General features: G+C 65.7%; 25 protein-coding genes. 12 read left to right on the forward strand and 13 right to left on the reverse strand.

Annotation, left to right across the window (positions count from 1 at the left end):
- Nucleotides 1-371: pyridoxamine 5'-phosphate oxidase family protein (locus RTQ83_RS22355; RefSeq protein WP_312519663.1), on the reverse strand; the 371-nt coding region annotated here is incomplete at its 3' end.
- Between the two features lie 238 nt (nt 372-609).
- Here RTQ83_RS22355 and nadB point away from each other — a divergent pair.
- The 4 genes from nadB to RTQ83_RS22375 all read left to right on the forward strand — a co-directional run bounded on the left by nadB (nt 610) and on the right by RTQ83_RS22375 (nt 5,283).
- Complete coding sequence (gene nadB / locus RTQ83_RS22360; protein WP_312519665.1) at nt 610-2,238, forward strand: L-aspartate oxidase; 1,629 nt, start codon at nt 610-612, stop codon at nt 2,236-2,238.
- Nucleotides 2,239-2,305: 67 nt separating this feature from the next.
- Nucleotides 2,306-3,205, forward strand: a complete 900-nt coding sequence (locus RTQ83_RS22365) for a DMT family transporter (RefSeq protein ID WP_312519668.1) — start codon at nt 2,306-2,308, stop codon at nt 3,203-3,205.
- A gap of 87 nt (nt 3,206-3,292) precedes the next feature.
- A complete protein-coding gene (locus RTQ83_RS22370) occupies nt 3,293-4,228 on the forward strand; it encodes an NAD-dependent protein deacetylase (protein ID WP_312519671.1) in 936 nt (311 codons plus the stop codon).
- Nucleotides 4,225-5,283: an alpha/beta hydrolase gene (locus RTQ83_RS22375; RefSeq protein WP_312519674.1), complete on the forward strand. Its 1,059-nt coding sequence runs from the start codon at nt 4,225-4,227 to the stop codon at nt 5,281-5,283. Before RTQ83_RS22370 ends, RTQ83_RS22375 begins: the two co-directional genes overlap by 4 nt.
- A 2-nt stretch (nt 5,284-5,285) precedes the next feature.
- Here the strand turns inward: RTQ83_RS22375 and RTQ83_RS22380 are convergent, their stop codons facing one another.
- The 6 genes from RTQ83_RS22380 to RTQ83_RS22405 all read right to left on the reverse strand — a co-directional run bounded on the left by RTQ83_RS22380 (nt 5,286) and on the right by RTQ83_RS22405 (nt 11,519).
- Nucleotides 5,286-5,603 (reverse strand): hypothetical protein, encoded by a 318-nt coding sequence (locus RTQ83_RS22380; RefSeq protein ID WP_312519677.1) that lies wholly within the window; start codon nt 5,601-5,603, stop codon nt 5,286-5,288.
- 71 nt (nt 5,604-5,674) lie between these two features.
- Nucleotides 5,675-6,538, reverse strand: a complete 864-nt coding sequence (gene nadC, locus RTQ83_RS22385; protein ID WP_312519722.1) for a carboxylating nicotinate-nucleotide diphosphorylase — start codon at nt 6,536-6,538, stop codon at nt 5,675-5,677.
- An 8-nt stretch (nt 6,539-6,546) separates the two neighbouring features.
- Complete coding sequence (gene nadA / locus RTQ83_RS22390; protein ID WP_312519679.1) at nt 6,547-7,692, reverse strand: quinolinate synthase NadA; 1,146 nt, start codon at nt 7,690-7,692, stop codon at nt 6,547-6,549.
- A 224-nt stretch (nt 7,693-7,916) separates the two neighbouring features.
- Complete coding sequence (locus RTQ83_RS22395; protein WP_312519682.1) at nt 7,917-9,515, reverse strand: ABC-F family ATPase; 1,599 nt, start codon at nt 9,513-9,515, stop codon at nt 7,917-7,919.
- Between the two features lie 124 nt (nt 9,516-9,639).
- Entirely contained in the window at nt 9,640-10,551 is a 912-nt protein-coding gene (gene ldcA / locus RTQ83_RS22400) for a muramoyltetrapeptide carboxypeptidase (protein WP_312519684.1), read from the reverse strand.
- 38 nt (nt 10,552-10,589) lie between these two features.
- Nucleotides 10,590-11,519 (reverse strand): alpha/beta hydrolase, encoded by a 930-nt coding sequence (locus tag RTQ83_RS22405; RefSeq protein ID WP_312519687.1) that lies wholly within the window; start codon nt 11,517-11,519, stop codon nt 10,590-10,592.
- A gap of 224 nt (nt 11,520-11,743) precedes the next feature.
- On the opposite strand from RTQ83_RS22405, the gene RTQ83_RS22410 reads away from it, so the two are divergent.
- A complete protein-coding gene (locus RTQ83_RS22410; protein WP_312519690.1) occupies nt 11,744-12,811 on the forward strand; it encodes a HAMP domain-containing sensor histidine kinase in 1,068 nt (355 codons plus the stop codon).
- On the opposite strand, the gene tadA is transcribed toward RTQ83_RS22410, so the two are convergent.
- From tadA to queE, 3 genes are read right to left on the reverse strand one after another with little or no spacing between them, the layout of a single operon-like run.
- Entirely contained in the window at nt 12,812-13,354 is a 543-nt protein-coding gene (gene tadA, locus RTQ83_RS22415; protein ID WP_312519693.1) for a tRNA adenosine(34) deaminase TadA, read from the reverse strand. It lies immediately after the preceding gene.
- The gene (gene queD, locus RTQ83_RS22420; RefSeq protein ID WP_312519696.1) at nt 13,347-13,793 is read right to left on the reverse strand and encodes a 6-carboxytetrahydropterin synthase QueD; all 447 of its coding nucleotides are present in this window, start codon (nt 13,791-13,793) and stop codon (nt 13,347-13,349) included. The genes tadA and queD overlap by 8 nt, the downstream gene beginning before the upstream one ends.
- Before the next feature lie 31 nt (nt 13,794-13,824).
- Nucleotides 13,825-14,460 (reverse strand): 7-carboxy-7-deazaguanine synthase, encoded by a 636-nt coding sequence (gene queE / locus RTQ83_RS22425; protein ID WP_312519698.1) that lies wholly within the window; start codon nt 14,458-14,460, stop codon nt 13,825-13,827.
- 184 nt (nt 14,461-14,644) lie between these two features.
- Between queE and RTQ83_RS22430 the strand changes: the two genes are divergently transcribed.
- The 3 genes from RTQ83_RS22430 to RTQ83_RS22440 all read left to right on the forward strand — a co-directional run bounded on the left by RTQ83_RS22430 (nt 14,645) and on the right by RTQ83_RS22440 (nt 19,551).
- Nucleotides 14,645-15,355: a hypothetical protein gene (locus RTQ83_RS22430; protein WP_312519701.1), complete on the forward strand. Its 711-nt coding sequence runs from the start codon at nt 14,645-14,647 to the stop codon at nt 15,353-15,355.
- 216 nt (nt 15,356-15,571) lie between these two features.
- Nucleotides 15,572-16,591, forward strand: coding sequence for a diguanylate cyclase (locus RTQ83_RS22435; RefSeq protein WP_312519725.1), 1,020 nt, complete (start codon nt 15,572-15,574; stop codon nt 16,589-16,591).
- Between the two features lie 89 nt (nt 16,592-16,680).
- A complete protein-coding gene (locus tag RTQ83_RS22440; RefSeq protein ID WP_312519703.1) occupies nt 16,681-19,551 on the forward strand; it encodes a pitrilysin family protein in 2,871 nt (956 codons plus the stop codon).
- A gap of 263 nt (nt 19,552-19,814) precedes the next feature.
- Here the strand turns inward: RTQ83_RS22440 and RTQ83_RS22445 are convergent, their stop codons facing one another.
- The 3 genes from RTQ83_RS22445 to RTQ83_RS22455 form a co-directional block, all read right to left on the reverse strand.
- A complete protein-coding gene (locus RTQ83_RS22445; RefSeq protein ID WP_312519705.1) occupies nt 19,815-22,058 on the reverse strand; it encodes a hypothetical protein in 2,244 nt (747 codons plus the stop codon).
- 302 nt (nt 22,059-22,360) lie between these two features.
- Nucleotides 22,361-22,624, reverse strand: a complete 264-nt coding sequence (locus tag RTQ83_RS22450; RefSeq protein ID WP_312519707.1) for a hypothetical protein — start codon at nt 22,622-22,624, stop codon at nt 22,361-22,363.
- An 18-nt stretch (nt 22,625-22,642) separates the two neighbouring features.
- Complete coding sequence (locus tag RTQ83_RS22455; RefSeq protein ID WP_312519709.1) at nt 22,643-23,428, reverse strand: DNA/RNA non-specific endonuclease; 786 nt, start codon at nt 23,426-23,428, stop codon at nt 22,643-22,645.
- A gap of 176 nt (nt 23,429-23,604) precedes the next feature.
- On the opposite strand from RTQ83_RS22455, the gene RTQ83_RS22460 reads away from it, so the two are divergent.
- The 4 genes from RTQ83_RS22460 (at nt 23,605) to RTQ83_RS22475 (ending at nt 24,958) form a co-directional block, all read left to right on the forward strand.
- A complete protein-coding gene (locus tag RTQ83_RS22460; RefSeq protein WP_312519712.1) occupies nt 23,605-24,009 on the forward strand; it encodes a hypothetical protein in 405 nt (134 codons plus the stop codon).
- Nucleotides 24,010-24,020: 11 nt separating this feature from the next.
- Nucleotides 24,021-24,281: a DUF5985 family protein gene (locus tag RTQ83_RS22465; RefSeq protein ID WP_312519715.1), complete on the forward strand. Its 261-nt coding sequence runs from the start codon at nt 24,021-24,023 to the stop codon at nt 24,279-24,281.
- A 4-nt stretch (nt 24,282-24,285) separates the two neighbouring features.
- On the forward strand, nt 24,286-24,564 hold the full coding sequence (locus RTQ83_RS22470; RefSeq protein WP_312519717.1) for a DUF5985 family protein: 279 nt from the start codon (nt 24,286-24,288) through the stop codon (nt 24,562-24,564).
- A 97-nt stretch (nt 24,565-24,661) separates the two neighbouring features.
- Nucleotides 24,662-24,958 carry a hypothetical protein gene (locus RTQ83_RS22475; RefSeq protein ID WP_312519719.1) on the forward strand — a complete coding sequence of 99 codons (297 nt, stop codon included), beginning with the start codon at nt 24,662-24,664 and terminating at the stop codon, nt 24,956-24,958.
- Nucleotides 24,959-25,093: the final 135 nt, after the last annotated feature.

Here is a 25,093-nt window from a genome sequence, read left to right on the forward strand (position 1 = left end):
GGCACCACGCGCACCAGCACAGCATGCTGGTCTTGCGGGCCGGCCGGGAACCAGGCCTGGACCATCGGATTCCACAGCCGCTCGATCTGGGCGCGGTCGACCACCCGCTCGGCGGTGCCGCTGATGGACACGTAGGTGCTGTCGTCGTTATCGGCGAAGCTGACATTGACTTCCGGCTGGTGGGCGATGCTTTCCCACAGGTCGGTGGTCGAATTGACGAAGAACCAGATGCCGCCCTGGTCGTCGAGTTCCTGCTTGGTCATCGGCTGGCTGACCAGGTGGTCGTGTGCGTCGCGGAAGGTGAACATGGCAAAGCGCATCGAGCCGATACGGTCGCTCAGGGCGGCGACATGATTGCGGTCTGGGAGCATGACGAATCCTTGATAGATGAGTAAAGCCTTATGCTAGCCTGCGATGCCGGGTGCTTTCGGTGCGCGGCCGAACGCAGCGGACGCTGGCGGGAGGGCCCGACCGCCCTCTCCTGCGCCGGGTACACTGAAGAGGATGGCAGCGCCAACGCATCGAGCCTGGCCGGTCAGCTCATCAGTCCGCTCGCCGGAGGCAGCCAAATCGACTATAGTGATGCCTCTTTACAAATATGACATTGCCATGAAATTTGACGTCGCTATCGTCGGCAGCGGTCTGGCCGGCCTGTCAGTTGCACTGCATCTGGCGCAAACGCGCAAGGTCGCGATCATTTCCAAGCGCGAGCTGCTGGACGGGGCGAGCAACTGGGCCCAGGGCGGCATTGCCGCCGTGCTGGATTCGGGCGACAGTCACGACCAGCATATCGCCGATACCCTGGTCGCCGGCGCCGGCCTGTGCGACGAAGCCGCGACCCGCTACATCGTCGAGCACGGCCGCGAAGCGATCGAATGGCTGATCGAACAAGGCGTGCCCTTTACCCGCGATGCGACGGCAGAACTCGGCTTTCACCTGACGCGTGAAGGCGGCCATAGCCAGCGCCGCATCATCCACGCCGCCGACGCTACCGGCCATGCGGTGCAGGTGACCCTCGAACAGAAGGTGCGCGCCCATCCGAACATCGCCCTGTTCGAGCACCATGTGGCGATCGACGTCATCACTTCCGACAAGCTCACCGGCAAGGGCGTGCATGGTGGCGCCCCGACCCTGGTCGGCCAGCCGCGCTGCTACGGCCTGTACGTGCAGGACGTCAGGAACGGGGACGTGCTCACCTTCGAGGCGGAGCATACCGTGCTGGCCACCGGCGGCGCCGGCAAGGTCTATCTGTACACCACCAATCCCGACACCGCTACCGGCGACGGCATCGCACTGGCCTGGCGCGCGGGCTGCCGGGTGTCGAACATGGAATTCATGCAGTTCCATCCGACCTGCCTGTACCACCCGTATGCGAAGTCGTTCCTGATCACCGAGGCGATCCGCGGCGAAGGCGGCGTCCTCAAGTTGCCACCGGAAGCCGGAGTGGCGGCGAATACCCGCTTCATGCCGGCCCACGACGAGCGCGGCGAACTGGCCCCGCGCGACGTGGTGGCGCGCGCCATCGACTTCGAAATGAAGAAGCGCGGGCTCGACTACGTGCACCTGGACATCAGCCACCAGGATCCGGAATTCCTCAAGGAACACTTCCCGACCATTTATGCGCGCTGCCTGGAACTGGGCATCGACATCACCCAGGAACCGATTCCCGTGGTGCCGGCGGTGCACTTTACCTGCGGCGGCATCGTCACCGACCTGGCCGGCCGCACCGATATTCCCGGCCTGTATGCGGTGGGCGAAACTGCCTGCACCGGACTGCACGGTGCGAATCGCCTGGCCAGCAACTCGCTGCTCGAATGCGTGGTGGTCGGACAAGCCTGTGCACGCCATATCGCCACGGCGCTGCCGGTCGAAAACCCGGCCTTGCCGGCATGGGACGAAAGCCGCGTCACCAATGCCGACGAAGAAGTGGTGATCGCCCACAACTGGGACGAGCTGCGCCGCTTCATGTGGAATTATGTCGGCATCGTGCGTACCACCAAGCGCCTGGAGCGTGCCCAGCACCGCATCAAGCTGCTCAAGGAAGAGATCGACGAGTACTACCGCAACTTCCGTATCACGCCCGACCTGCTCGAACTGCGCAACCTGGTCGAGGTAGCCAACCTGATCGTCAAGAGCGCACTGTCACGCCACGAAAGCCGCGGTCTGCATTATTCGCGCGACTTCCCGGATACGCTGCCCAAGGCGCTGCCGAGCGTGCTGACGCCGCGCCGGCGCTGATTTTCCGTTCGTCGACTCCTTCACCACGCGGCGCCATCGTGCGCCGCGTCTTATTTTGCTCAATCCCATGCAACGCCACTCCCTCAACCCGTCCACCGCCCTCCTGCTCACCGTGCCGCCAATCCTGTGGGCCGGCAATGCGGTGGTCGGCCGCCTGGTGCGCGATGCCGTGCCGCCGATGACGCTGAACCTGATCCGCTGGAGCATCGCGCTGGCGATCCTGGTGCCGCTCGGCCGCGCCGCGCTGCGCGACGGCAGCGGGATACTCAGCAACTGGAAGCGCTACAGCCTGCTCGGCCTGCTGGGCGTGGGCCTGTACAACTCGCTGCAATACCTGGCGCTGCAGACTTCATCGCCAATCAATGTCACCCTGGTCGCTTCCGGGGTGCCGGTGTGGATGCTGCTGGTCGGGCGGCTGTTCTTCAACGTCCCGGTGCGGCGGCGCCAGGTGATGGGCGCGGTGCTGTCGATCGCCGGTGTGCTGGTGGTCTTGTGCCGCGGCGACCTGGCGCAGCTGGCGGCGCTGCGGCTGGTGGCGGGCGACCTGTACATGATCCTGGCGACCATCGCCTGGTCGTTCTACAGCTGGCTCCTGATGCAGCAGAAGGACGTGCCGGCCTTGCGTGCGGACTGGGCTGCCTTCCTGCTGGCGCAGGTGGCGTATGGCGTGCTGTGGTCAGGTGTGCTGGCCGGCGGCGAATGGGCATTGAAGGATGTGTCCATCACCTGGAGCTGGCCATTGCTGGCGGCGTTGCTGTATGTCGCGATCGGGCCGGCGATCCTGGCGATGCGCTGCTGGGGCGCGGGCGTGCAGCGCGCCGGTCCGACGCTGGGCTCGTTCTTCATCAACCTGACCCCGCTGTTCACGGCGCTGCTGTCGTCCACCTTCCTGGGCGAGGCGCCGCACCTGTACCATGCGCTGGCGTTTGCCATGATCGTGGGCGGCATCGCGGTGTCGGCGCGCTGATTGCCGCCTGGCCGGCCTGACCGGCCTATCGTGTATCGCTCACCGCAGCAGGAATGCTACGATCCCATGCATGGAGGACCTCGCAGCATGGCAGAAGCATTCAGCATTGTTGAGCATGCGGAAGCGCCGGCAGACAGAGCGGCAGACGAGTTGGCCGGATTCCTGGCGCGTCATTCACGCACCCTGGTACTGACCGGCGCCGGGCTATCGACCGCATCCGGCATTCCCGACTACCGCGACCGTGACGGCGTGCGCCGTGGCCGGCTACCGATCCAGGGGCCGGAATTTAGGCGCGATGCCGCCATCCAGCGCCGCTACTGGGCGCGCAGCATGGTCGGCTGGCCGGTATTGTCGCGCGCTCGCCCCAACGCGGGCCATCGTGCGCTGGCCGCGCTAGAAAAAGCCGGCAAGCTTGGCTTTCTGCTGACCCAGAACGTCGATGGCCTGCACCAGCAGGCCGGCAGCCATGCCGTGCTCGAACTGCACGGCAATATCCACCACGTCGCCTGCCTTGCCTGCGACGCCCGCTTTCCGCGCGCTTTCATCCAGACCCAGCTCCAGCAAGCCAATCCCGAGCTGAACGAGACCATGGCGCGTCCGCTGCCGGACGGCGACGCCGCGCTCGACACCGATACCCTGAGCGAGGTATTGGCCAACTTCGTGCTGCCGACCTGTGTGCACTGCGGCGGCACCCTGATGCCGGACGTGGTCTTCTTCGGCGACAACGTGCCGCCGGCGCGCACCGCCTGTGCGCTGGCCCAGATGGAAGCGGCCGACGCCCTGCTGGTGGTGGGTTCGTCGCTGATGGTGTATTCCGGTTTTCGCTTCTGTCGCATGGCCCAGGCCGCCGGCAAGCCGATCGCCGCCGTGAACCTGGGACGCACCCGGGCTGACGACCTGCTCGCGCTGAAGCTGGAAGCCTCGAGCGAGCAACTGCTGCCACTGGTGGCGCAATTGTTGGATACCGACGAGCGGCAGCTGGTGCTGCCGCCTGATCTACTCGATCATAGGGGAACATTGTGAACAGAGCATACGAATGCATTGCAACCGGTCCGCGTGCCCGGCCGGGTCTCGCCGCCGGTGCGGCGCTGGCCGGCCTCGGTCTGCTGGCCTCTTACCTGTTCGTGCGCGCCAAGACCCGCCAGGCCGAGCGCGACAATCCACCGCAGGGCAAGTTCGTCACCGTGGACGGGGTGCGCCTGCACTACCTGGAACGCGGCGAAGGCCCGACCCTGGTACTTCTGCACGGCAACGGCACGTATTCGCGCGACTTCGAGATTAGCGGCCTGATCGACAGCGCGGCCGGGCACTACCGGGTGATCGCTTTCGACCGCCCCGGCTTCGGCTATAGCGAGCGGCCGCGCGACACCATGTGGACGCCGGACAACCAGGCGCGTTTGCTGCACCATGCGCTGCAGGCGCTCGGCGTGGACAATGCGATCGTGCTCGGCCATTCCTGGGGCACGCTGGTGGCGCTGGCAATGGGCCTGCGGGTGCCGCACTTCGTGCGTGGTCTGGTGCTGGTGTCGGGCTATTACTACCCGAGCCCGCGGCTCGATGTGGCGCTGAGTTCGCCGCCGGCGCTGCCCGTGGTGGGCGACCTGATGCGCTACACGGTGGCGCCGATCGCCGGACGATTGCTGTGGCGCGCCACGCTCAAGCGCGCGTTCACGCCGCAGAAGATCCCCGCCAGCTACCGGGCGATGCCGGCCTGGATGGCGCTGCGTCCATCTCAATTACGCGCCAGCGCGGCCGAAGCGGCGTTGATGGTGCCGTCGGCACTGGCCATGGCGCGGCGCTATGCGCGCCTGAAAGTGCCGGTGCGGGTGCTGGCCGGTACGCGCGACGCGGTGGCGGATTGCACCCATAACGCCGAGCGCCTGCACGAACGGTTGCAAGGATGGTCGAAAAACAGCGAACTGGGACTGGAGCCGGGCGTTGGCCACATGCTGCACCATGCCCATCCGGAGAAAGTGCTGGCGGCGATCGACGCCATTGCGACCCAGGCCGGCGTGGCGCCGGCGCTGCACAACCCCCGCGCGGAGGCGCTGGCGCGGGCCAGCGAGAGCGGAGTCTGAAATCAACCGCCGTTGAACTTGATCGCCAGGCCGGCAATCAGAGCGGCGGCCATCGCCAGCGACAGCGCGCCGTGCAGTGCGGTCGAGCCGATCGACGATTCGGCGGCGGCGTCATCGCGCTTCATCGCCAGTGCGCGTCCCAGCACGACGGGACGCAGGAAGCCGCGCACGCCGACCAGCAGCATGCCGATGCCGAAGAACAGCTCGCCGTTCATATTGTATTTGATGCCGTCCAGCACCTGAGGTACGCCGAGCAGCAGGCCGAAGCCGAGCCAGAGAAGGCGGGAACCGAGGGAACGCTGGAGCTTGGAAGTCATCATGGATATGCAGAAGGAAAAGTGAAGATCGGCGCCGCCGGGGCGCCCGCGGTACAGCTGCCGGATTCGGCCGCTCAGACGATCCGCAGCGAATAGTCGGTCGCCCGGATGTCCTTGGTCAGGCTGCCGATCGAAATGCGGTCGACGCCGGTTTCGGCGATCGCACGGACGGTGTCCATATTGATGCCGCCGGACGCTTCCAGCAGCGCGCGGCCGGCGTTGACCCGCACCGCTTCGCGCATCATGTCCAGATTGAAGTTATCCAGCAGCACCGACTTGACACCGGCCGCCAGCGCTTCCTCGAGCTGGGCGATGGTTTCGACTTCGATCTGCACCGGCACGCCGGCGTCCAGCGCGGCGGCTGCCTGCAGCGCCGGCGTCACGCCGCCCGCCGCAGCGATATGGTTTTCCTTGATCAGGATGCCGTCATACAGCGCCAGCCGCTGGTTCTTGCCACCGCCGACGCGCACCGCGTACTTCTGCGCCAGGCGCAGGCCGGGCAGCGTCTTGCGCGTGTCGAGGATGGCGGCATTCGTGCCGGCCACCACATCGACATAGCGCCGGGTGGCCGTGGCCACGCCCGACAGCAGCTGCATGAAGTTCAGCGCGCCGCGCTCGGCGGTGAGCAGCGAACGCGGATTGGCGGCGATGGTGCAGACCGTGCTGTCGGCCGTCATGACGTCGCCTTCGGCATAGTGCCACTCGATCTCGGTGTCCTGGTCGATCGCCAGCATCACGCCTTCGAACCACGGCGCGCCGCACAGCACGGCCGCTTCGCGCACGATCACGCGTGCGGTGACGCGCGTGTCGCCCGGCACCAGCTTGCCGGTCAGGTCGCCGCTGCCGACGTCTTCCAGCAGCGCGGCCAGGATGTTTTGCTCGAAGGCGGCCTGCAGCTTCTCATCGAACTGGGCGTGGGGATTACGTAATGTGGTCAATGAGGTGCTCATGCCGGGCCTACTCCCGAGAACATCGGGGCATTGTTTTCCAGTTTGCCGGTCGGCAGCGCCTTGGCGCGCTTGGCGGCGGCGAAGTCGAGCATGCGGTCGATGGCGCGCTTGGCCTTGATGCCGGTCTCGGGATCGACGTGGATCTCGTTGTTGCCGTTTTCCAGCACCGCGGCCAGGTTGCGCAGGCCGTTCATCGCCATCCACGGGCAGTGCGCGCAGCTCTTGCACGTGGCGCTGTTGCCGGCAGTCGGCGCTTCGATGAAGGTCTTGCCGGGAGCAGCTGCGCGCATCTTGTGCAGGATGCCGTTGTCGGTGGCGACGATGAAATGGGTCGCGTCCATGGTCTGGGCCGCGTTGATCAGCTGGGTCGTCGAGCCGACCGCATCGGCCTGGGCCACCACGTTGGCCGGCGACTCCGGGTGCACTAGCACCTTGGCCAGCGGATATTCCGCCTTCAGCAGATCGAGCTCAATGCCCTTGAACTCGTCGTGGACCAGGCACGAGCCCTGCCACAGCAGCATGTCGGCGCCGGTCTTGGCCTGGATGTAGGAACCCAGGTGACGGTCGGGCGCCCACAGGATCTTCTTGCCCTGCGCATGCAGCTCGGCCACGATGTCGAGGCCGATCGACGAAGTCACCATCCAGTCGGCGCGCGCCTTCACGGCGGCACTGGTGTTGGCGTAGACCACGACGGTGCGGTCCGGATGCTGGTCGCAGAAGGCGGCGAATTCGTCGGCCGGGCAGCCCAGGTCGAGCGAACAGGTCGCGTCCAGGTCCGGCATCAGGATGGTTTTTTCGGGACTGAGGATCTTGGCGGTTTCGCCCATGAAGCGCACGCCGGCCACCACCAGGGTCTTGGCCGGATGATCGCGCCCGAAGCGCGCCATCTCGAGCGAGTCGGAGACGCAGCCGCCGGTTTCCTCGGCCAGGTCTTGCAGGTCGCCGTCCACGTAATAGTGGGCAACCAGCACCGCTTCGCGTTCCTTGAGCAGGCGGCGGATGCGGTCTTTCAGTTCGGCGCGTTCGGCCAGTTCCGGGGCGCTCGGTACGCGCGCCCAGGCTTCGGCGGTGCAGGCCATGCCGGCCTGGGGCCGGTCGTATTCGTAGGTTTTGATCGGTACGGCGCTCGTGGCGGTATTCATACGCGTTCTTTGTCTCCGGGAAAAGCTGGCTCAGTGTTGGAAGCTGCTGAGACTACTGTACTACGCACGTCATTCCCGCGCAGGCGGGAACCCAAGTGTTGTCAGCACTGCGGCGACGTTCGACGTTGCTGGTTGCGCGAGCAAACCTGGGTTCCCGCCTGCGCGGGAATGACGTGCATTGGCTAACGAGAACAAGCCGCAGCGTTGTCTCACTAGCCTGAAAATCAGTCGATACCCTGGCTCTTCAGGTATTCCTCATACGTGCCCTGGAAATCGACCACGTCGTGTTCACGGATCTCGATCACGCGGGTCGCCAGCGACGACACGAACTCACGGTCGTGCGAGACGAAGATCAGGGTGCCGGCGTATTTATCCAGCGCGATGTTCAGCGACTCGATCGATTCCATGTCCATGTGGTTGGTCGGCTCGTCCAGCAGCAGCACGTTGTGGCGGCCCAGCATCAGCTTGCCGTACATCATGCGGCCCTTCTCGCCACCCGACAGCACACGCACCGACTTCTTGACTTCGTCGCCGCCGAACAGCAGGCGGCCCAGGATCGAGCGTACCGCCTGGTCGTCGTCGCCTTCCTGCGTCCACTTGCCCATCCAGTCGGTCAGGTTGTCGTCGAGCGCGAATTCCTCGGTCGGATCCTGCGGCATGTAGCCCGGATTGGCGTTCTCGGCCCACTTGACGCGGCCGCTGTCCGGCTGCAGGCCGCACAGGTCGCCGCCGATCGAGCGCAGCAGCGTGGTCTTGCCGGCACCGTTGGCGCCGATGATCGCCACCCGCTCGCCGGCCTCGACCATGATGGAGAAGTTCTTGAACAGCTGGCGCTCGTAGGCCTTCGAGATGTTCTCGGCTTCCACCGCCAGGCGGTGCAGCTTCTTCTCGCCTTCGAAGCGCACGAACGGATAGGCGCGCGAGGATGGCTTGAACTCTTCGATCTTGATCTTGTCGATCTGCTTGGCGCGCGAGGTCGCCTGGCGGGCCTTGGACTTGTTGGCCGAGAAGCGGCGCACGAAGTCCTGCAGTTCGGCCACTTTTTCCTTGGCCTTGGCGTTGTTGGCCAGCTGCTGGTTGCGTGCCTGGGTCGAGGCCAGCATGTAGTCGTCGTAATTACCCGGATACACCTTCAGGGTGCCGTAGTCCATGTCGGCCACGTGGGTGCACACTTGGTTCAGGAAGTGGCGATCGTGGGAAATGATGATCATGGTGGAGTTACGCTCGTTGAGCATGTTTTCCAGCCAGCGGATCGTGTTGATGTCCAGGTTGTTGGTCGGTTCGTCGAGCAGCAGGATGTCCGGGTTCGAGAACAGGGCCTGGGCCAGCAGCACGCGCAGCTTCCAGCCCGGCGCCACGGCGCTCATCGGACCCTGGTGCAGGTCGGTGCCGATTTCCAGGCCCAGCAGCAGTTCGCCGGCGCGCGCTTCGGCCGAGTAGCCGTCGTATTCGGCCACTTTGCCTTCCAGTTCGGCGGCGCGCATGTAGTCGTCGTCGGTCGCTTCCGGGTTGTTGTAGATGGCGTCGCGCTCGGCGATCGCGTTCCACAGTTCGGTGTGGCCCATCATGACCACGTCCAGCACGCGCACGTCTTCATAGGCGAACTGGTCCTGGCGCAGCTTACCCAGGCGCTCGCCCGGATCCAGGCTGACGTTGCCGGCCGAAGGTTCGAGGTCGCCGCCCAGGATCTTCATGAAGGTCGACTTGCCGCAGCCGTTCGCGCCGATCAGGCCATAGCGGTTGCCGTCGCCGAATTTGACGGAAATATTCTCGAACAGCGGCTTGGCGCCGAATTGCATCGTGATGTTGGCTGTGGATAGCACTTGTATGAACCCCAAAAAGCGTATTTGATTAACCGGCTATTTTACCATTGCATCCACTATGGCGCGAATGATTGGCCGCAGGCAGGGATGAGCGGTTTGCCGTGACGGCCGCAATGTCCGGTATTCAGGCGCAGCGCAGGGTCGGATAGTCGCTCAGGGTCAGCGTAAAACCATCCCCTCCCGACACCAGATGGCCCCGGGCGCCGAACGGAATCGTCACCCGGTGCGGGCCGTGGCCAAAGGTCAAACCGGTCAGCACCGGCAGCGGCAGCGTGGCGCGCAGGTAGGCCAGCATGGCGTCGAAATCGTAACCGTTGTCCTGGGAGCCGAGCCGATAGCCGGAAAAGTCGCCCAGCACCAGCGCGCGCTGGCGGGCCAGGACGCCGGCCTGGTGCAGCTGCAGCAGCATGCGTTCGACCCGGAACGGGTGTTCGGCGATGTCTTCGACGAACAGGATGCCGCCCTCGATGCGCGGGAAGTATGGCGTGCCGAGCAGCGAGACCAGCATCGCCAGATTGCCGCCCCATACCGTGCCGTGCAGGTCGAGCGACGGGTTGCCGCTCGCCGTCTCGGCGATCGTGTGGGTCGGGCCGGCCAGGCAGCGCCAGAAGTCGTCGAGCGTGAATGGGTCAAGCTCGAGCGCGCCGAAGTCGCCCGCGATCATTGGCCCGGCATAGCTGCCGGCGCCGGTCTTCGCCATCAGGCCCATGTGCAAGGCGGTGACGTCCGAAAAGCCGACCAGGATCTTGCCGCTGGCGGCGAGCGCCTCGAAATCGACCTGCGGCAGCAGCCGCGTGATGCCGTAGCCGCCGCGCAAAGCGATGATCAATTGCACCTCTGGGTCGTCGATGGCAGCCTTCAGCTGCGCCAGCCGGCCCTCATCCGAGCCGCCGAAACGCAGGTGGATGCAGCTGTGGTCGTAGTGGTTGCGTACCAGGCAGCCCTGGCTTTCGAGCCGGCTTACCGCGCGCTCGACCGCCGACGGGTCTTGCGTGCAGCCGGACGGGGCCACGATGGCCACGCCGATACGGTTCACGACGCGGTGTGCGCCGGGTGCCTCGGTCTTGGATAGGATCACTGTTTGACGAAAAGCCGGGGTGTGGAATCTGGCAACATCTTACCCCGGGCATGGGAGTCGATCAAGGCAAGCAGCCGCTCGACCAATTGCGGCGGCAGGTCGTGGCCCATGCCTTCGATCAGCTCCAGGCGCGCGTGTGGAATGCGTGCGGCAATGTCTTCGCCGCAGGCTGGCGGCACCAGCGGATCGGCCGCACCATGGATCACCAGCGTCGGCGCGGAGATCGCGGCCAGCGTGCTGCTGCTGTCGCCGGCGGCCAGCAGCGCCAGCATCTGGCGCGCTTCGCCGCCGGGACAATGGCTGCGCCGCACGGAACGCGCCACCCGGCGGCGCAATTGCTTGTCGGGCGTCGGGTACGACGGGCTGCCGAGCCCGCGCAGCAGGTTCACCGTATGTTCGATCACGCTGTCGAGGTCGAGCGGATTGGCGGGCTTTGCAGCGAGGATCTTGCGCACCGACGGCAACGGACCCGGCAACCCGCGGCGGCCGCTGGTGGACATGATCGCGGTCAGGCTCGATACCCGCTGCGGATGGCGCGCCGCCAGCAGCTGCGCCACCATGCCGCCCAGGGCCGAGACCCCGACCACGTGGGCGCGCGCCACGCCGAGCGCCGACAGTACCCCCAGCGCATCCTCGGCCATGTCTTCCAGGCGGTAGCTCGGCCGCAGGCGCCAGCCGACGGCCGACTTGAGGCGCGCCACGCCCAGATTCGGCACGCCCGCCTGGTCGAACTTGGTGGACAATCCGCAATCGCGGTGGTCGAAACGAATGACGTAGAAGCCCAGTTCGACCAGGCCTTCGACGAATTCGTCGGGCCAATTGGTCAGTTGCATGCCGAGACCGTGGATCAGCAGCAGCGGTGTGGCTTTGGGGTCGCCCGCAGTGTCGAAGGCGAGGCGCAGTCCATTGGCGTGAAGGGTAGGCATGACGGCAGGTCGGCAATTAGCGTGCGCTGCGCTGCGTAGAGCAGCTTGTAACCAGCATAACATCATCGACGCGGGTGCGGCGCATCGTGCGCGCAGGTGCGTGCAAGTGCTGCGCCGGGGATTTTTTTTCTTCAGCAGTGCTCGCCGGTTACCGCATTTCAGGTAACTTGTTGGCTGGCTGAGCGGCACCGCCCGGGACCGGCGCCGCCTTGATAGGGACAACCATGGATACCACCGAAGCAGGCGAGCGCCGGTTTTCTTCCAGCACGCTCGCCGACACGCTTGCCCTCCAGCGCGCAAGCGTGCTGACGCAGTGGACCGCGCGCGTAGGCAGGCCGGACGGCCCGCTGATGGCGCAGGCCGCCCCCGCCCTGCTCGATGAGGTGGCGGCGGCACTCGCCGGCAATACCCCTGCCCGCGCTGCCGGCCTCGCGCCACTGCTGCCTCCGGGCCGTCACGACACGCACGCGCTGACGCTTGAGTTGCAATCGCTGCGCGCCACCTTGTTCACGGCCCTGATGGCGCACCAGTCCCTGTCCGCGCGCGACGTGGAACTGGTCGGCGTCCGCTTCGACGCCTGGCTGCTGGCCGCGGCCGCACTGCGCCCGCCTGCCGATCCCGGCATCAGCGGCGCCTGCATTTCGGGCTTCGCACACGACCTGCGCAACCCGCTGAGCGTGGCCAGCGCCACCGCCCAGCTGATCGGCCTGAAATCCGAAGACCCCGGCGTGGCCGGCCTGGCGGGGCGCATCGTCAAGAAGATCGCCGACGTCGATGCCCTGATCCAGACCCTGCAGGACGCCGCCGTGCAGCATGGCGGCAAGGGGCTCAAGCTGCAGATCTCGGCGTTCGACATCATGGCGCTGGTGGAAGAAGTCTGCGTCGACCTGCCGCTGGTCGGCCAGCCGGTGAGCATCATCGGCGAACGCATCGACGGTCACTGGTGCCGCGCGGCGATGAAGCGGGCGCTGGAAAACCTGGTGACGCGGGCGCGCAAGCACGGCAAGCGTTCGGGGCCGATCACGGTGCGGGTGACGCGCGACGGGGAGCAGATGGGACTCTCGATCCACAACCACGGCCCGGCGATCGCCGGCGAGGACATGGCGCGCCTGTTCGATCCGCCGGTGCATGCCGAGGAAATCGCGTTCAAGGGCTGGAACCTGGGCCTGCCGTACGTACGCAGCGTCGCCGAGAGCCATGGCGGGGCAATGGCGGTCGATAGCGGCGAAACGAGCGGCACCACGTTTACCCTGCACGTGCCGGTCGATGCGCGCGCTTACGCGGCGGCGTAATTACAGAGCCGGAGTCTGCGGCGCCTTGCGTGCGGCAGCGCGGCGTTCGGCGAAAAAGGCCTTGAGCATCAGGCTCGCTTCACCCGCCAGCACGCCGCCGGTGACCGCGGTGTGGTGATTCAGTTTCTGTTCGTCGAACAGGTTGACGACCGAGCCGCAGGCGCCGGTCTTGGGGTCAAGGGCGGCGTACACCACGCGCGCCAGGCGCGCATGCATCATCGCGCCCGAGCACATGATGCAGGGCTCGAGCGTCACATACAGCTCGCAGCCGGGCAGCCGGTAGTTGCCCAGCTTTTCGGCGGCGGCGCGCAGCGCGACGATCTCGGCGTGGGCGGTCGGGTCGTGGCCGCCGATCGGCTGGTTGAAGCCGGTGGCGATGACTTCACCATCCTTGACCACCACCGCGCCAACCGGGACTTCGCCGCGCTCCCATGCGAGCCGGGCCTGGTCCAGCGCCAGGCCCATGAAGCGTTCGGCGTCGCTCACGGTCCCGGTTACTGCGTCAGGCGGCGTCGAAACGCCGGCCGCGGCCTGGTCACACATCGGTGATCTCGGCCCAGCAGTTCGGGGTTTCGTGCAGCACCAGCTTGTGCAGGCGCAGGCCGGTGCCGAAGCGGTCGGTGAACACGGTCTTGAGGATGCCGAAGGCCACCCGCGCCAGGTTCTCCACGGTCGGGATGCAATCGATCACCACGGTCTTGTGGCCCGGCAGCGAGGCCAGGAACTCGCGCACCTTGTCGTCCTTTTCGTAGACCAGGAAAGCGTGGTCCCAGACATCGACCAGATGTTCCTTGGCCAGCGCCTTGACGTCCGAGAAGTCCATGATCATGCCGTTGTCGGAATTGCCGTCGGCATCGATCACGTCGCCCGTCAGGGTGATCTCGAGGGTGTAGCGGTGGCCGTGCAGGTTGCGGCACTGGCTCTTGTGGTCGGGAATCCGGTGGCCGGCATCGAATTCAAGTTTGCGGGTAATGGTCAGCATGGAACGTTAAAGCCTATCGGGTCGTGCGAATTTAAGGAATCTGGAGCAGCTTGTGCGTTTGCAAGCTGAGTTTCCACTTGGGGTTCTGGCGGCAGGTTTCGATCGCCAGGCGGGTATTGTGCGCGGTTAGCGGGCCGTCCATCGGCTGCACGAAGAAGTGCTCGAAGTCGAGGCCTTCGTAGGCGGCCAGGTCCTGGCCCAGCTGCGGGATCACGACCTTGATTTCGCTGCCCTTCTCCACCACCAGCTGCGAACCCATCTTCGGGCTGACGCAAATCCAGTCCACGCCCGGCGGCACCGGCAGAGTACCGTTGGTTTCGATGGCGATGGTGAAGCCGCGCACGTGCATGGCCTCGATCAGTGCGGCGTCGAGCTGCAGCAACGGTTCGCCGCCGGTGAACACAACGTATTTGCTGGCCGTGTGCGTGGTCGGCCACAGGCCGTCGATTTCCGCCGCCAGCGCGGCCGCTTCCTTGAACTTACCGCCGCGTTCGCCGTCGGTGCCGACGAAATCGGTGTCGCAAAACTGGCACACCGACGTCGCCCGGTCGGCTTCGCGGCCGGTCCACAGATTGCAGCCGGAAAAGCGGCAGAATACGGCCGGGCGGCCTGCATGGGCGCCTTCGCCCTGCAGGGTATAGAAGATCTCTTTAATGCTGTAAGTCACGGTAAACCTCTCGTCAACCTTCCATTATAGCGCGCCGGGGGCAGCGGCGCAGCTGCCGCTTGGCCGGCTGTAGGAATCCGGCGGATGCGACACCCAATCTGGATATTGACCATAGACAATATTCCTACAGCGCATGGCAGATAAATTCTTACAGGAATGTTCCGAACTTAGTAAGAAGGATGCCATGACCAAGACACCCATATTGCTGGTTGCCCTGCCCGCCACTGACGCGTTGGCGGCAACCCCCGGCAGCGGCGCCGAACTTGCTGCAAGCCTGGCACTGACGCTGGCGGCCCTAGTGCTGGCCTACGTCGGCCTGCGCCGTGGCGTTGTGGTTGGCGAGCGCAACCGCGCGCTGGAGCGCTTGCTGGCCGCCGAACGCGAGGCACGCCAGCAATCTGAGCAAGCCCTGGCCGCCAGCGACGACCTGCTGTGCCGCCTGGTGCGCCGGCAGGACCGCGCGCGGCCGGCACCGGGGGGCGCCGACAGTCTGCGCCACGCCCTGGAGCGCTGCCTCGTCGAGCATGCCCAGTCGCACGGCGTGCGCTACCGCTTCGAGGCCGGCGTTGATCCGGCCGCCATGCCGGTCGGGCGCGCCGCGCGGCTGGCGCTGTTCCAGGTGCTGCAGGAAGTGCTGGCCGCGAACGCCGGCCGCAACGGCAGCGCCGACCTGCACGTGCGCCTGAACGAAGGTGCGCGCACGCTGGCGCTCGATATCCAGGCCGGCGCACCGGACGACCACGCGCGGACGCCGGCACCGCTGCCGGAAACGCTGGCCGCCCAAGTCCGTGCCCTGGGTGGCGTCCTGCGCCTTGCCGCAGCACCGGGCCGGCCGACTCACTGGTCGCTGACGCTGCCGGCGCGGCTCGAGCCCGAGACAGTCCCCATGACGTAATCACCTCCCTCTCCGGCATCGGAAGACGCCCTGTCTGCCGCCCGCCACAGCCGGAATCGTTTTGTTATAGATCAATAGCCCGTCTCTGCGCCGGTAGCAGAATCGTTTCCTGTCGGCAGCAATCAAGCTGCCGCCAGCGAACGCAGAGGATGGCTCATGATCAGTCCCGACACAATCGGCGCCGGCGCAACGAACGGCCACGGCAGCAGTATCGTCATGTCCGGCGCAGGCTCCGCCCTGATCCACGACGTCGCCTTTGTCGGCCAGCTGATGGAAAGCCTGTCGGTACCCGTGTTCGTGCTCGACACGGATGCGCGGGTCGCGATCTGGAACCGCGCCTGCGAACGCCTAACCGGCGTCGCCGCGGCGGAAGTGCTCGGCACGCGCGAACACTGGCGCAGTTTCTATGACCAGGAGCGGCCGACCCTGGCCGACCTGGTGCTGCAGGGACGGCGCGACGCTGCCCCCGGTGCCGGTATCTGCGCGATGCCACCGCGCGCCGGCGACACCATCCTCGATGCCATGTTCGACGCCGACAGCGGACCGGACGCGCCGACGAACGGCCTGACACTGGAAAGCTGGTGCGACATGCCGCGTGCCGGCAAGCGGCGCTACCTGGCGGCCGACGCCAGCCCGATCTTCGACGCCCGCGGCCGCATCTCTGCGGTGGTGGAAACCCTGCGCGACCTGACCGACGAAAAGATGGCCCAGGCCGCACTCGAACAACTGGCTACCCGCGACGGCCTGACCGGGCTGGCCAACCGGCGCTGCTTCGACGACACCCTGCGTGCGGAATGGGCGCGCGCCCTGCGCCAGAAGCAGCCGCTGTCGTTGCTGATGGTCGATGTCGACAACTTCAAGGCCTATAACGATACCAATGGCCACCTCGGCGGCGACGAATGCCTCAAGCGCGTGGCGCGCGCCGTTGCCAGCGAGATGCGCGCCAACGACCTGGTGGCGCGCTACGGCGGCGAAGAGTTCGCGGTGATCCTGCCGAATCAGTCGCTCAAGGGCGCTGCCATCGTGGCCGAGCGGATCCGGGCCCGGGTCGAGCACCTGCAGCTGCCGTGCCGCTTCGCGCCGGGCCACGTGACGGTGTCGATCGGCGCCGCCACCGCGCTGGCGGCGCCCGACAACGACGCCAGCCAGCTGGTCGCGATCGCCGATGCCGCCCTGTATCGAGCCAAGCACATGGGCCGCAACCGCATCAGTTTGCCGATGAGCGAAGCCGCGTAAACACTTGCTGTCCGGGGCAGGCCCGGCGCTGTTCATTCCATGGCGAATCGACTATGCTGCGCGCTGGTTTATTTTCCAAGGAGACATTTGTGCTCACCTCGATCCTGTCGCGCACCGTGCTTGCGACACTGATTCCGGCGCTGTTCCTGGCGGCCGCGCCGGCCGCCGCCGCGACCGCTGCCACCGCGGCCGCCACCTCTGCCAACGCCGACGTGCTGCCGTTCAAGGCTACCGAGAAAACCCTGGCCAATGGCCTGAAGGTGATCGTGGTGCCGACCGGCTTCCCGAACCTGGTCTCGGTGCACATCCCGGTGCAGACCGGTTCGCGCAATGAAGTCGAGCCCGGCAAGTCGGGCTTCGCCCACTTCTTCGAGCACATGATGTTCCGCGGCACCCCAACGTATCCGCCCGAGAAATACCAGGACGTGATCACCCGCGCCGGCGCGCGCCAGAACGCCTATACCAGCGACGACCTCACCAACTACTACACCACCTTCGCCAAGCAGGACCTGGAAACGGTGCTGAAGGTCGAGGCCGACCGCTTCCAGCACCTGGCCTATCCGGTGGCGGCGTTCAAGACCGAGTCGCGCGCCGTGCTGGGTGAGTACAACAAGAACAGCGCCAACCCGATGTCGAAGCTGTTCGAGGCCCAGCGCGAGGCCGCCTACACCACCCACACCTACAAGCACACCACGATGGGCTTCCTCAAGGACATCGAGGATATGCCGAATCAGTACGAGTATTCGAAGGTGTTCTTCGACCGCTGGTACCGCCCCGAACGTACCACCGTGATCATCGCCGGCGACGTCGAGCCGGCCAAGGCGGTGGCGCTGGTCGAGAAATACTGGGCCGGGTGGAAGCGCGGCACCTTCAAGTCCAACGTGCCGGTCGAACCGGCCCCGCGCGGCGCGCTGTACCGCCACGTGGCGTGGCAGACGCCGACCCTGCCGCTGGTGACGGTCGGTTTCCGTGCCCCGTCCTTCATCGCCGACCAGAAGGAACAGGCGGCGCTGTCGATGTTGCTCTCGCTGTCGTTCGGGCGCACCTCGCCGCTGTACAAGCGCCTGGTGCAGGACGAGCAGAAGGTCGACCAGCTGATGGACTCGACCCCGAACCGGGTCGATCCGACCCTGGCCACCATCATCGCGCGCGTCAAGAAACCGGCCGAGGCGCTGTACGTACGCGACGCCATCCTGCAGACGGTGGCGAAGCTGCGCGACGAGCCGGTCGATGCGCGCGAGCTGGCCGACGCCAAGTCGGCGCAAAAATATGGCCTGATCCGTTCGCTCGACAATACCGAAGCGATCGCCGCCACCCTGGCGTCGTACGTGCACTTCGAGCGTTCCTACGGCACCCTGAACCGCTACTACCGCGTGGTCGATAGCCTCACGCCAGGCGACCTGCAGGCCGCGGCGCGCAAATACCTGGTCGACGACAGCCTGATCGTGACCACGCTGTCGCATGACGCGCTCCCGGGCGGCATCGACAAGCTGCCGAAGCTGGCCCAGTTCGCCCCTGCCGCGTCGAACGCCAAGTTCGACGTGCTGGTGCAGAAGTCGGCGCTGCCGCAGATCCGCTTCAAGCTGCTGTTCGGAGCCGGTTCGGCGCACGACCCGCAAGGCAAGGAAGGCCTGGCGGCGCTGACCGCGGCGATGGTGGCCTCGAGCGGCTCGCGCGAGCGCAAGATCGACGAGGTGACCAAGGCCCTGTTCCCTCTCGCCGGCAGCTTCACCGAGCAGACCGACAAGGAAATGACCACCTTTACCGGCACCATCCACAAGGATAATTGGGAAGAGTATCTCGGCATCGCCATGCCGCTGCTGGTGGACCCGGGCTTCCGCGAGGAAGACTTCCGCCGCCTGAAGGACGCCCAGCGCAACGCCCTGGTGCTGGACCTGAAGGACAACAACGAGGAGGAATTCGGCAAAGAAAGGTTACAAGCAAGTGTGTTCGCCGGCACCCCGTACGGCCATCCGGTGCTGGGCACCGTGGCCGGCATCGACGCCATCACCCTGGACGACGTCAAGGCCTTCTATCACCGCGCCTATACCCAGGGCGCGGTGCGGGTCGGCATCTCGGGCGACGTGTCGGACGCCATGAGCGCCTCGCTGCAGAAGTCTCTGGCGCGCCTGCCGCAAGGCGCCGGCCTGGCTGCCACCGCCGTCCCGCGTGGCCGCATGCCGAACGGCCTGGAAGTCGAAATCGTCGAGAAGAACACGCGCGCCACCGCGATCTCGTTCGGCCTGCCGCTCGAGGTCACGCGCAAGCACCCGGACTTCGCCGCCTTATGGATCGCCAAGACCTGGCTCGGCGAGCACCGCGCCTCGAGCGCCCGCCTGTACCAGCGCATCCGCGAAGAACGCGGCATGAACTACGGCGACTATGCCTATATTGAAGCTTTCCCGCGCGGGATGTTCCAGTTCTTCCCGAACCCTAATTTGGGCCGCAAGGCGCAGCTGTTCGAAGTCTGGATCCGCCCGGTGGCGCCGCAGAACGGCCACTTCGCGCTGCGCGTGGCGCTGCATGAGCTGGGCCAACTGGTGGACGGCGGGTTGAGCAAGGAAGACTTCGAAACCACCCGCGACTATCTGATGAAGAACGTGTTCGTGATGACCGCGACCCAGGACCAGCGCCTGGGCTATGCGCTCGATTCGCAGTGGTATGGCATTCCGGAGTTCACCGCCATGATGCGCGATGCGCTGTCGAAGCTGAGCGTGGAGCAGGTGAATGCGGCGATCAAGCGGCACCTGTCGGCGAAGAACCTGTCGGTGGTGGTGATCACCAAGGATGGGGCGGCGTTCAAGGACGCACTGGTGAGCGATGCGTTTTCAGGCATCAAGTACGATGCGGACAAGCCGCAGTCGCTGCTGGATGAGGATAAGGCGATCGGGGCGATGAAGCTGAATATCAATCCGGAGGCGGTGAAGATTACGCCGGCGGCGCAGGTGTTTGCACAGTAGGACGCGCGGACAGACAGCATGTGGCGCTGCATTCATCGAGTTAGCGCCACCTGTTTTTCTGCAGCTTAAAAACCGTCATCCCCGCGAAGGCGGGGACCCAAGTTTTTGCTCGCATACCACATGCTTCAAGCGCTAGTGGCTATGCGACGGACTTGGGTCCCCGCCTTCGCGGGGATGACGTTTTGTGAGCTAACGAAGATGCTCTGGCTGGCCAGCAGGACGCCGCATCGGCCAGCGTCCCGCTGTCAACACATCGCTCGCGATCAGCGCATCATGCGATCCCACCCCGCGCGCACCGCCGACTTCATCTTCTCCCAGGTCGACTGCTCGCCCGGATAGCGCGTATCCCAATCCATGCGCAGGTCGTTCTCGACCTCGTTCCACTGGCGGCCGCGATACTTGTCGTCGCGCGCCATCGTCGAGCCGTACGAGTAGGCCGGCTGATACGCATCATACGACTCGCCACCCGCGCCATACACCGAATTCCAGTGGTTGCGGTAGTAGACGTCATCGTCGTCGTTGGTCATGCGATCCCAGCCATGACGCACGGCGGCCTTCATCTTTTCCCAGGTCGACTGGCCACCGGTGCCGCCGTAGCGGGTGTCCCAGTCGCTGCGCAGATCGGCTTCGACGGTGTCCCACTGGCGGCCGCGGTACTGGTCGTCGCGTGCCATGCTGGCGCCGTAGGCGTAGGCCGGCTTGATGGCGTCGTACGATTCGCCGGTGGCGCCGTAGGTCGAGGTGTAGTGGTTGCGGTAGTAGGCGTCGTTGTCGTCGTCGTCCGTCATCTTGTCCCAGCCGTGACGTACGGCGTTCTTGACGCGGTCCCAGGTCGACGGTTCGCTGCTGTCGCTGCCGGTGGTGGAGAATTCGCGGCGGCCGTCGATGCGATTGTCCCAGCCCGAACGCAGATCGGTCTCGACGTCGTCCCACGGACGGTTGCGGTACATCTCGCTCTTGCGCATTTCGCTGCCGTACGAATAGGCCGGCTTGACGTCGTCGTACATGGCGCCGCTGCCCTCGTAGTTCGAGGTGTAGTGGCTGCGATAGTAGTCATCGTCGTCGTCACCGGTGATGCGGTCCCAGCCGGCGCGCACGGCGTTCTTCATCTTTTCCCAGGTCGACTGGTCGGCGCTCGACGCGTTACGGGTTTCCCAGTCGCTGCGCAGGTCGGTTTCGACGTCGTCCCAGGCGCGGTTGGTATAGCGGTCGCTACGTGCCGACTCGCTGCCGTAGCTGTAGGCCGGCAGGTAGTCGTCGTACTTGGCGCCCGACGCGCTGTAGTTGCTGTCGAAGTGCTGGCGGTAGTAGCTGTCGTCGTCGATGCCCATGCCGGTCGACGAGCTCGCTGCCAGGCCCGAGGTCGGGTTCGAGGATGGGGTCGATGCCGGGGTCGAGGCCGAGCCCAGGGTCGAGCCGGTCGAGCTCAGCGAGGTGCCGGTCGAATCCGAGGAAGGACCCGAGATCGAACCGAGCGACGAACCCGAAGTCGAACCCAGGGTCGAGCCCGATGCGGTGCTGGTGCCGTCGTTACGGTCGCGCGAGAAGATGCGCATGCCGCTGCGCTGCTTGTCCAGGTTCGACGACGAGACGCCGCTGGTGCCCAGGCCGGTGGTATCCGAGCCGCCCAGCGCGGTGTCGCGCTGCTGCGAGCCCAGGGTGTTGCCGCTCATCGAGGCGCCGCCGGCCGGCGCTGCAGCCTGGCCCAGCGCGCTGCCGGCCATCGGACCGGTGCCGCTGTTCAGGGTGCCTTCCAGCGACGAGCCCTGGACCGAGTTTTCCTGCAGCGTCGAGCCTTGCAGCGAGGTGCCGCCGGTTGCGGTCAGGCCGCTCTTGCCTTGCGGCTCCTGGTAGGTCGTGCCCATCGGCTCGGCCTGGTTCAGCGATTGCTGCTGGAAGATCTTGCGATCGCCCGGGTTGTCCAGTTCTGGAATCGAGCCGGCCTGCACCGACGACGGCGAGGACAGGTTCGACGAGCCCGACGAGCCCGACAGCGAAGACGAGGCCGACGATGGGGTCGAGGCGGACTGCGCCGACATCGATTGCGATTGCTGCAGGCCAGCGCCCAGGCCCATGGCGCCTGCGCTCATGCCCAGGCCAGGCATGCCGGACGAGGTTTCGTCGATGTCGGTCGGGCCGTAGCGCTCGACGATGTCGGCGGCGCGCTCGACTTCCGGCAGCGAGTCGGCGGTCAGGGTCAGCACGTGGCTGCCGCGGTTGACGGCACCTTCGTAGCGGCTGGCGTGCTCGGCATTGTCCGAACCGAACAGGTCGGAGAAGAAATTCTTGATGCTGGCGGTGATGCCGGTGTCGCCGTCGGCGCTGCGGTCGAGGTCGGCTGCCTGGGCGGCGCTGACGCTGTCGCTGCTGCTGCCGCTGAGGTCGGTTGTGGCATCGCCGGTCGACAGGCGGACGTCGGTGCGGGTGAAGCCCGACGACAGCAGTTCGTTCATGGCGCTCTGTGCGTCGGTGCGGTTGTCGAACACCGCTACAAGGGTATGTTGCATGGTCGTTCCTCCAGTAAATGGTTTGGCGCCTGCACGCGGCCGGAGGCCGCATCGATCGGAGCGCTTTCGTGAACTAGATTACAACATTAATGTTCAGGCTCGCGCACCATTGACTACTGACAAGAAATCAGTTTCGCGAGAGTGAAACAGCGCACGCAGACAGGGGAAACGGGAGCGTACAGAGCCGGTGGGCGGCGGTGGCGGCGCACGGCGAATGCTTGAGCCAGCTCAAACATCGTGCACAAGGTTTGAGGAAATATCTGGCCGGCTAATCCGCTGACGGGGTCGCCGGCCTGACACCTTCAGGCGAAGGGATTGGCGATCGTCTGCACGCTCGGTGGCGGCAGCTGGTCCGGCAGGTCTTGCGCTTCCAGCGCGGCGACGATCTCGCCCAGCACTGCATGCAGACGGCGCGCCTGCTCCAGGCCCGGCTTGTCGGCGGTGAGGTCGACGTCGCCCGAGATGGTGATGCGGTCGACCCGGTTTTCCAGCATCAGACTGCCGATGCCGATGACGTCCGCCTCGTTGGCGTAGGGAGTGAAATTGCCTGCTTTCTTCTTGCTCATAATGGCTCCTGCGATTCTTTACGAACGGTTCTTGCGCTGCTTGATCTTCGGCAGGCGCAGCATGCGCTCCTTCTGCTGCTGGGTCAGCGACGGCAGCAGCTCGATGCCAACGATGCGCTCCAGCTCGGCAACCGGGATCACATTGATCGGGGCGTCGCCGCGGTTCTCGGTGAACCAGGCCGCTGCCGCCTTCTGGCGCGGACTGTACACCACCTTGTACATGTGGCTCGGCACGATCACGTTGCCGACTTTCTTGAGGTTGGCGCCGAGGAAGGCCGGGCCGGTGATCACGTACAGCGAGCCCTCCTTCTTGGCCATGGTCCGCACCGCGCCCTCGATCGGAGCCCAGATGTGGCGGTTATGGTCGCGGTCTTGCGGGACCATATTGGCCAGCGAAAAACTTTCGCGCTGGGTGCGGCGGTCGGGCATGTCGGCATTCGGCGCCAGGTGGCCACGGTCGAAGCCGCTGCGCGAATAATCCGACAGCTCGGCGCGCTGGCCGCGCGGCAGACGGCCTTCCGGATGGAACTTGTCGTCGCGGTCCAGTCCTTTCGCACGGTCGAGATTGTCGGCGCGCAGGTATTCGGCTGACCACAAGGGCGTGCGCGTGACGCCGGAGTGGACCACGCCGAACACGCCGTAGCACAGCTCGCGGGTGGCGGCGTTCAGCTTCTGGTTGCGGATTTCGGGAGGACGGCCGTCCAGGTAGTGCACCGGGCAACTGGCGGCCTGCGCCACGCCGGCCAGATTGGCCGCGATAAAGACACCGGCAACGGCCAGGCGGTGAAACAGTGTACGAAACATGATTTACGACAAGTTTTGGAAGACCCGGCATTTTAGCTGTTTGAGATTACTCAAGCATAAAAATTCCAGGCCGTGCTCTTGCATAAGCGCGCACGATTGACTCGGCAATACCGGGCCCGATGGCTTAAAATTGCCGACTTCTCAATTTGACTTTCCTTTTGGGAAACTAGCTAGAAGTGACCCACCCGCCGATCCCGGAAGACGTGCGCCGGTTCATCCTGACCAGCGTGCCTTCCGTCCCCTTCCTGGAAGCCTTGCTGCTGCTGCGCGCCGATCCGGCCCGGCAGTGGGACGGCGCCATGCTGGCCGGCCGTCTGTATATCGGCGAGCGGGTGGCCGCCGACCTGCTCCAGGCCCTGTGCACCGCCGGCATGGCGCGCCGCTGCGAGCCGCAGGCGGACCCAACGGCTTCGCAGCCGCCCTGCTGTTATGCGCCGGGCGAGGCGCTGCGCGAACGCATCGACCGGCTGGCCGAGGTGTACGCGCGCCAGCTGGTCGACGTCACCCACCTGATCCACTCTTCCCTCGACCGCAAGGCGCAGCAGTTCGCCGACGCGTTCCGACTGCGAAAGGACGCCTGAGGCGCATCTATATGGGCGAACTGATCTACACTCTCTGCATGCTGACCTCGCTGGCCTGTGCATGGCTGCTGTTCGCCAGCTACCGCCGCACCCGCTACCGCCTGCTGTTCTGGAGCGGCGCCTGTTTCGCGGTCATGACGCTGAATAACTGTCTGCTGATATTCGACAAGGTGATTTTCCCGACCCAGGTCGACCTGCTGCCCTGGCGCCTGGGCAGCGCGCTGGTCGCCTGCCTGCTGCTGCTGTACGGACTGATCTACGAGAAGGAGTAGGCTTGTGACTCACCTGCTGGCCGGCGCCATCGCCATGGCGTCCCTGATCATCGCCCTGTTCTTCGTGCGCTTCTGGCGTAGCAGCGGCGACCGCTTCTTCCTGTATTTCGCGCTGTCGTTCGCGATCGAGGGCCTGCATCGCGTGTACGCGGTGACCCAGACCGGCGGCGGCGAGGATTCGCCGCTGCACTACCTGATCCGCCTGCTGGCCTATGGCCTGATCATCTGGGCGATCCTGGAAAAGAACCTGCCGCGCAAGGGGCGCGGACGCGAGGAGCGCTGAAGTAGGCTGCCCTTGTAGGGCTGCCCCGAAGCGTGCGCCCGGCGCCATGCGCCTGGGCCATAATCGCTCCATGTCAAATCGTCATCAGGAGACCAGCATGAGCGATACCAACCAACAGAAAACCGGCCAGGGCGCCGAACAGAAAGCGCCGCAGTCACCCGTGGCCGGCGGCGGCCAGGACAACCGTTCCGACAACCTGCTGCCGGGCGAGGACGGCGCCGAAGACGGCCGTTTCGACGTCGCCGAGGAAGTCAGCCTCGATCAGCATTCCGATAGCGCGCGCCATATCGGCCAGGCGCCAGCCGACCAGGCGGTCGGCGACGGCATCGCCGAAACCCTGCCGGACGCCCTCAAGACCCCGCCGGCGACGCAGGCTGTGCCCGGCAAGCCCTGACCTTCGTGCTGCCACGCCGGCGTCCTGGAGCCGCCGGCGTCAGAACGGCGTTGACAGCGCCTCCCCCGCGACTTACATTGCCGCAATTACTCGATTTGCAGGCCAACACCTTGTCGCGACATAACACCTCTTCCC

This window comes from Massilia sp. (assembly GCF_031995545.1).
Lineage (GTDB): Bacteria > Pseudomonadota > Gammaproteobacteria > Burkholderiales > Burkholderiaceae_D > Telluria.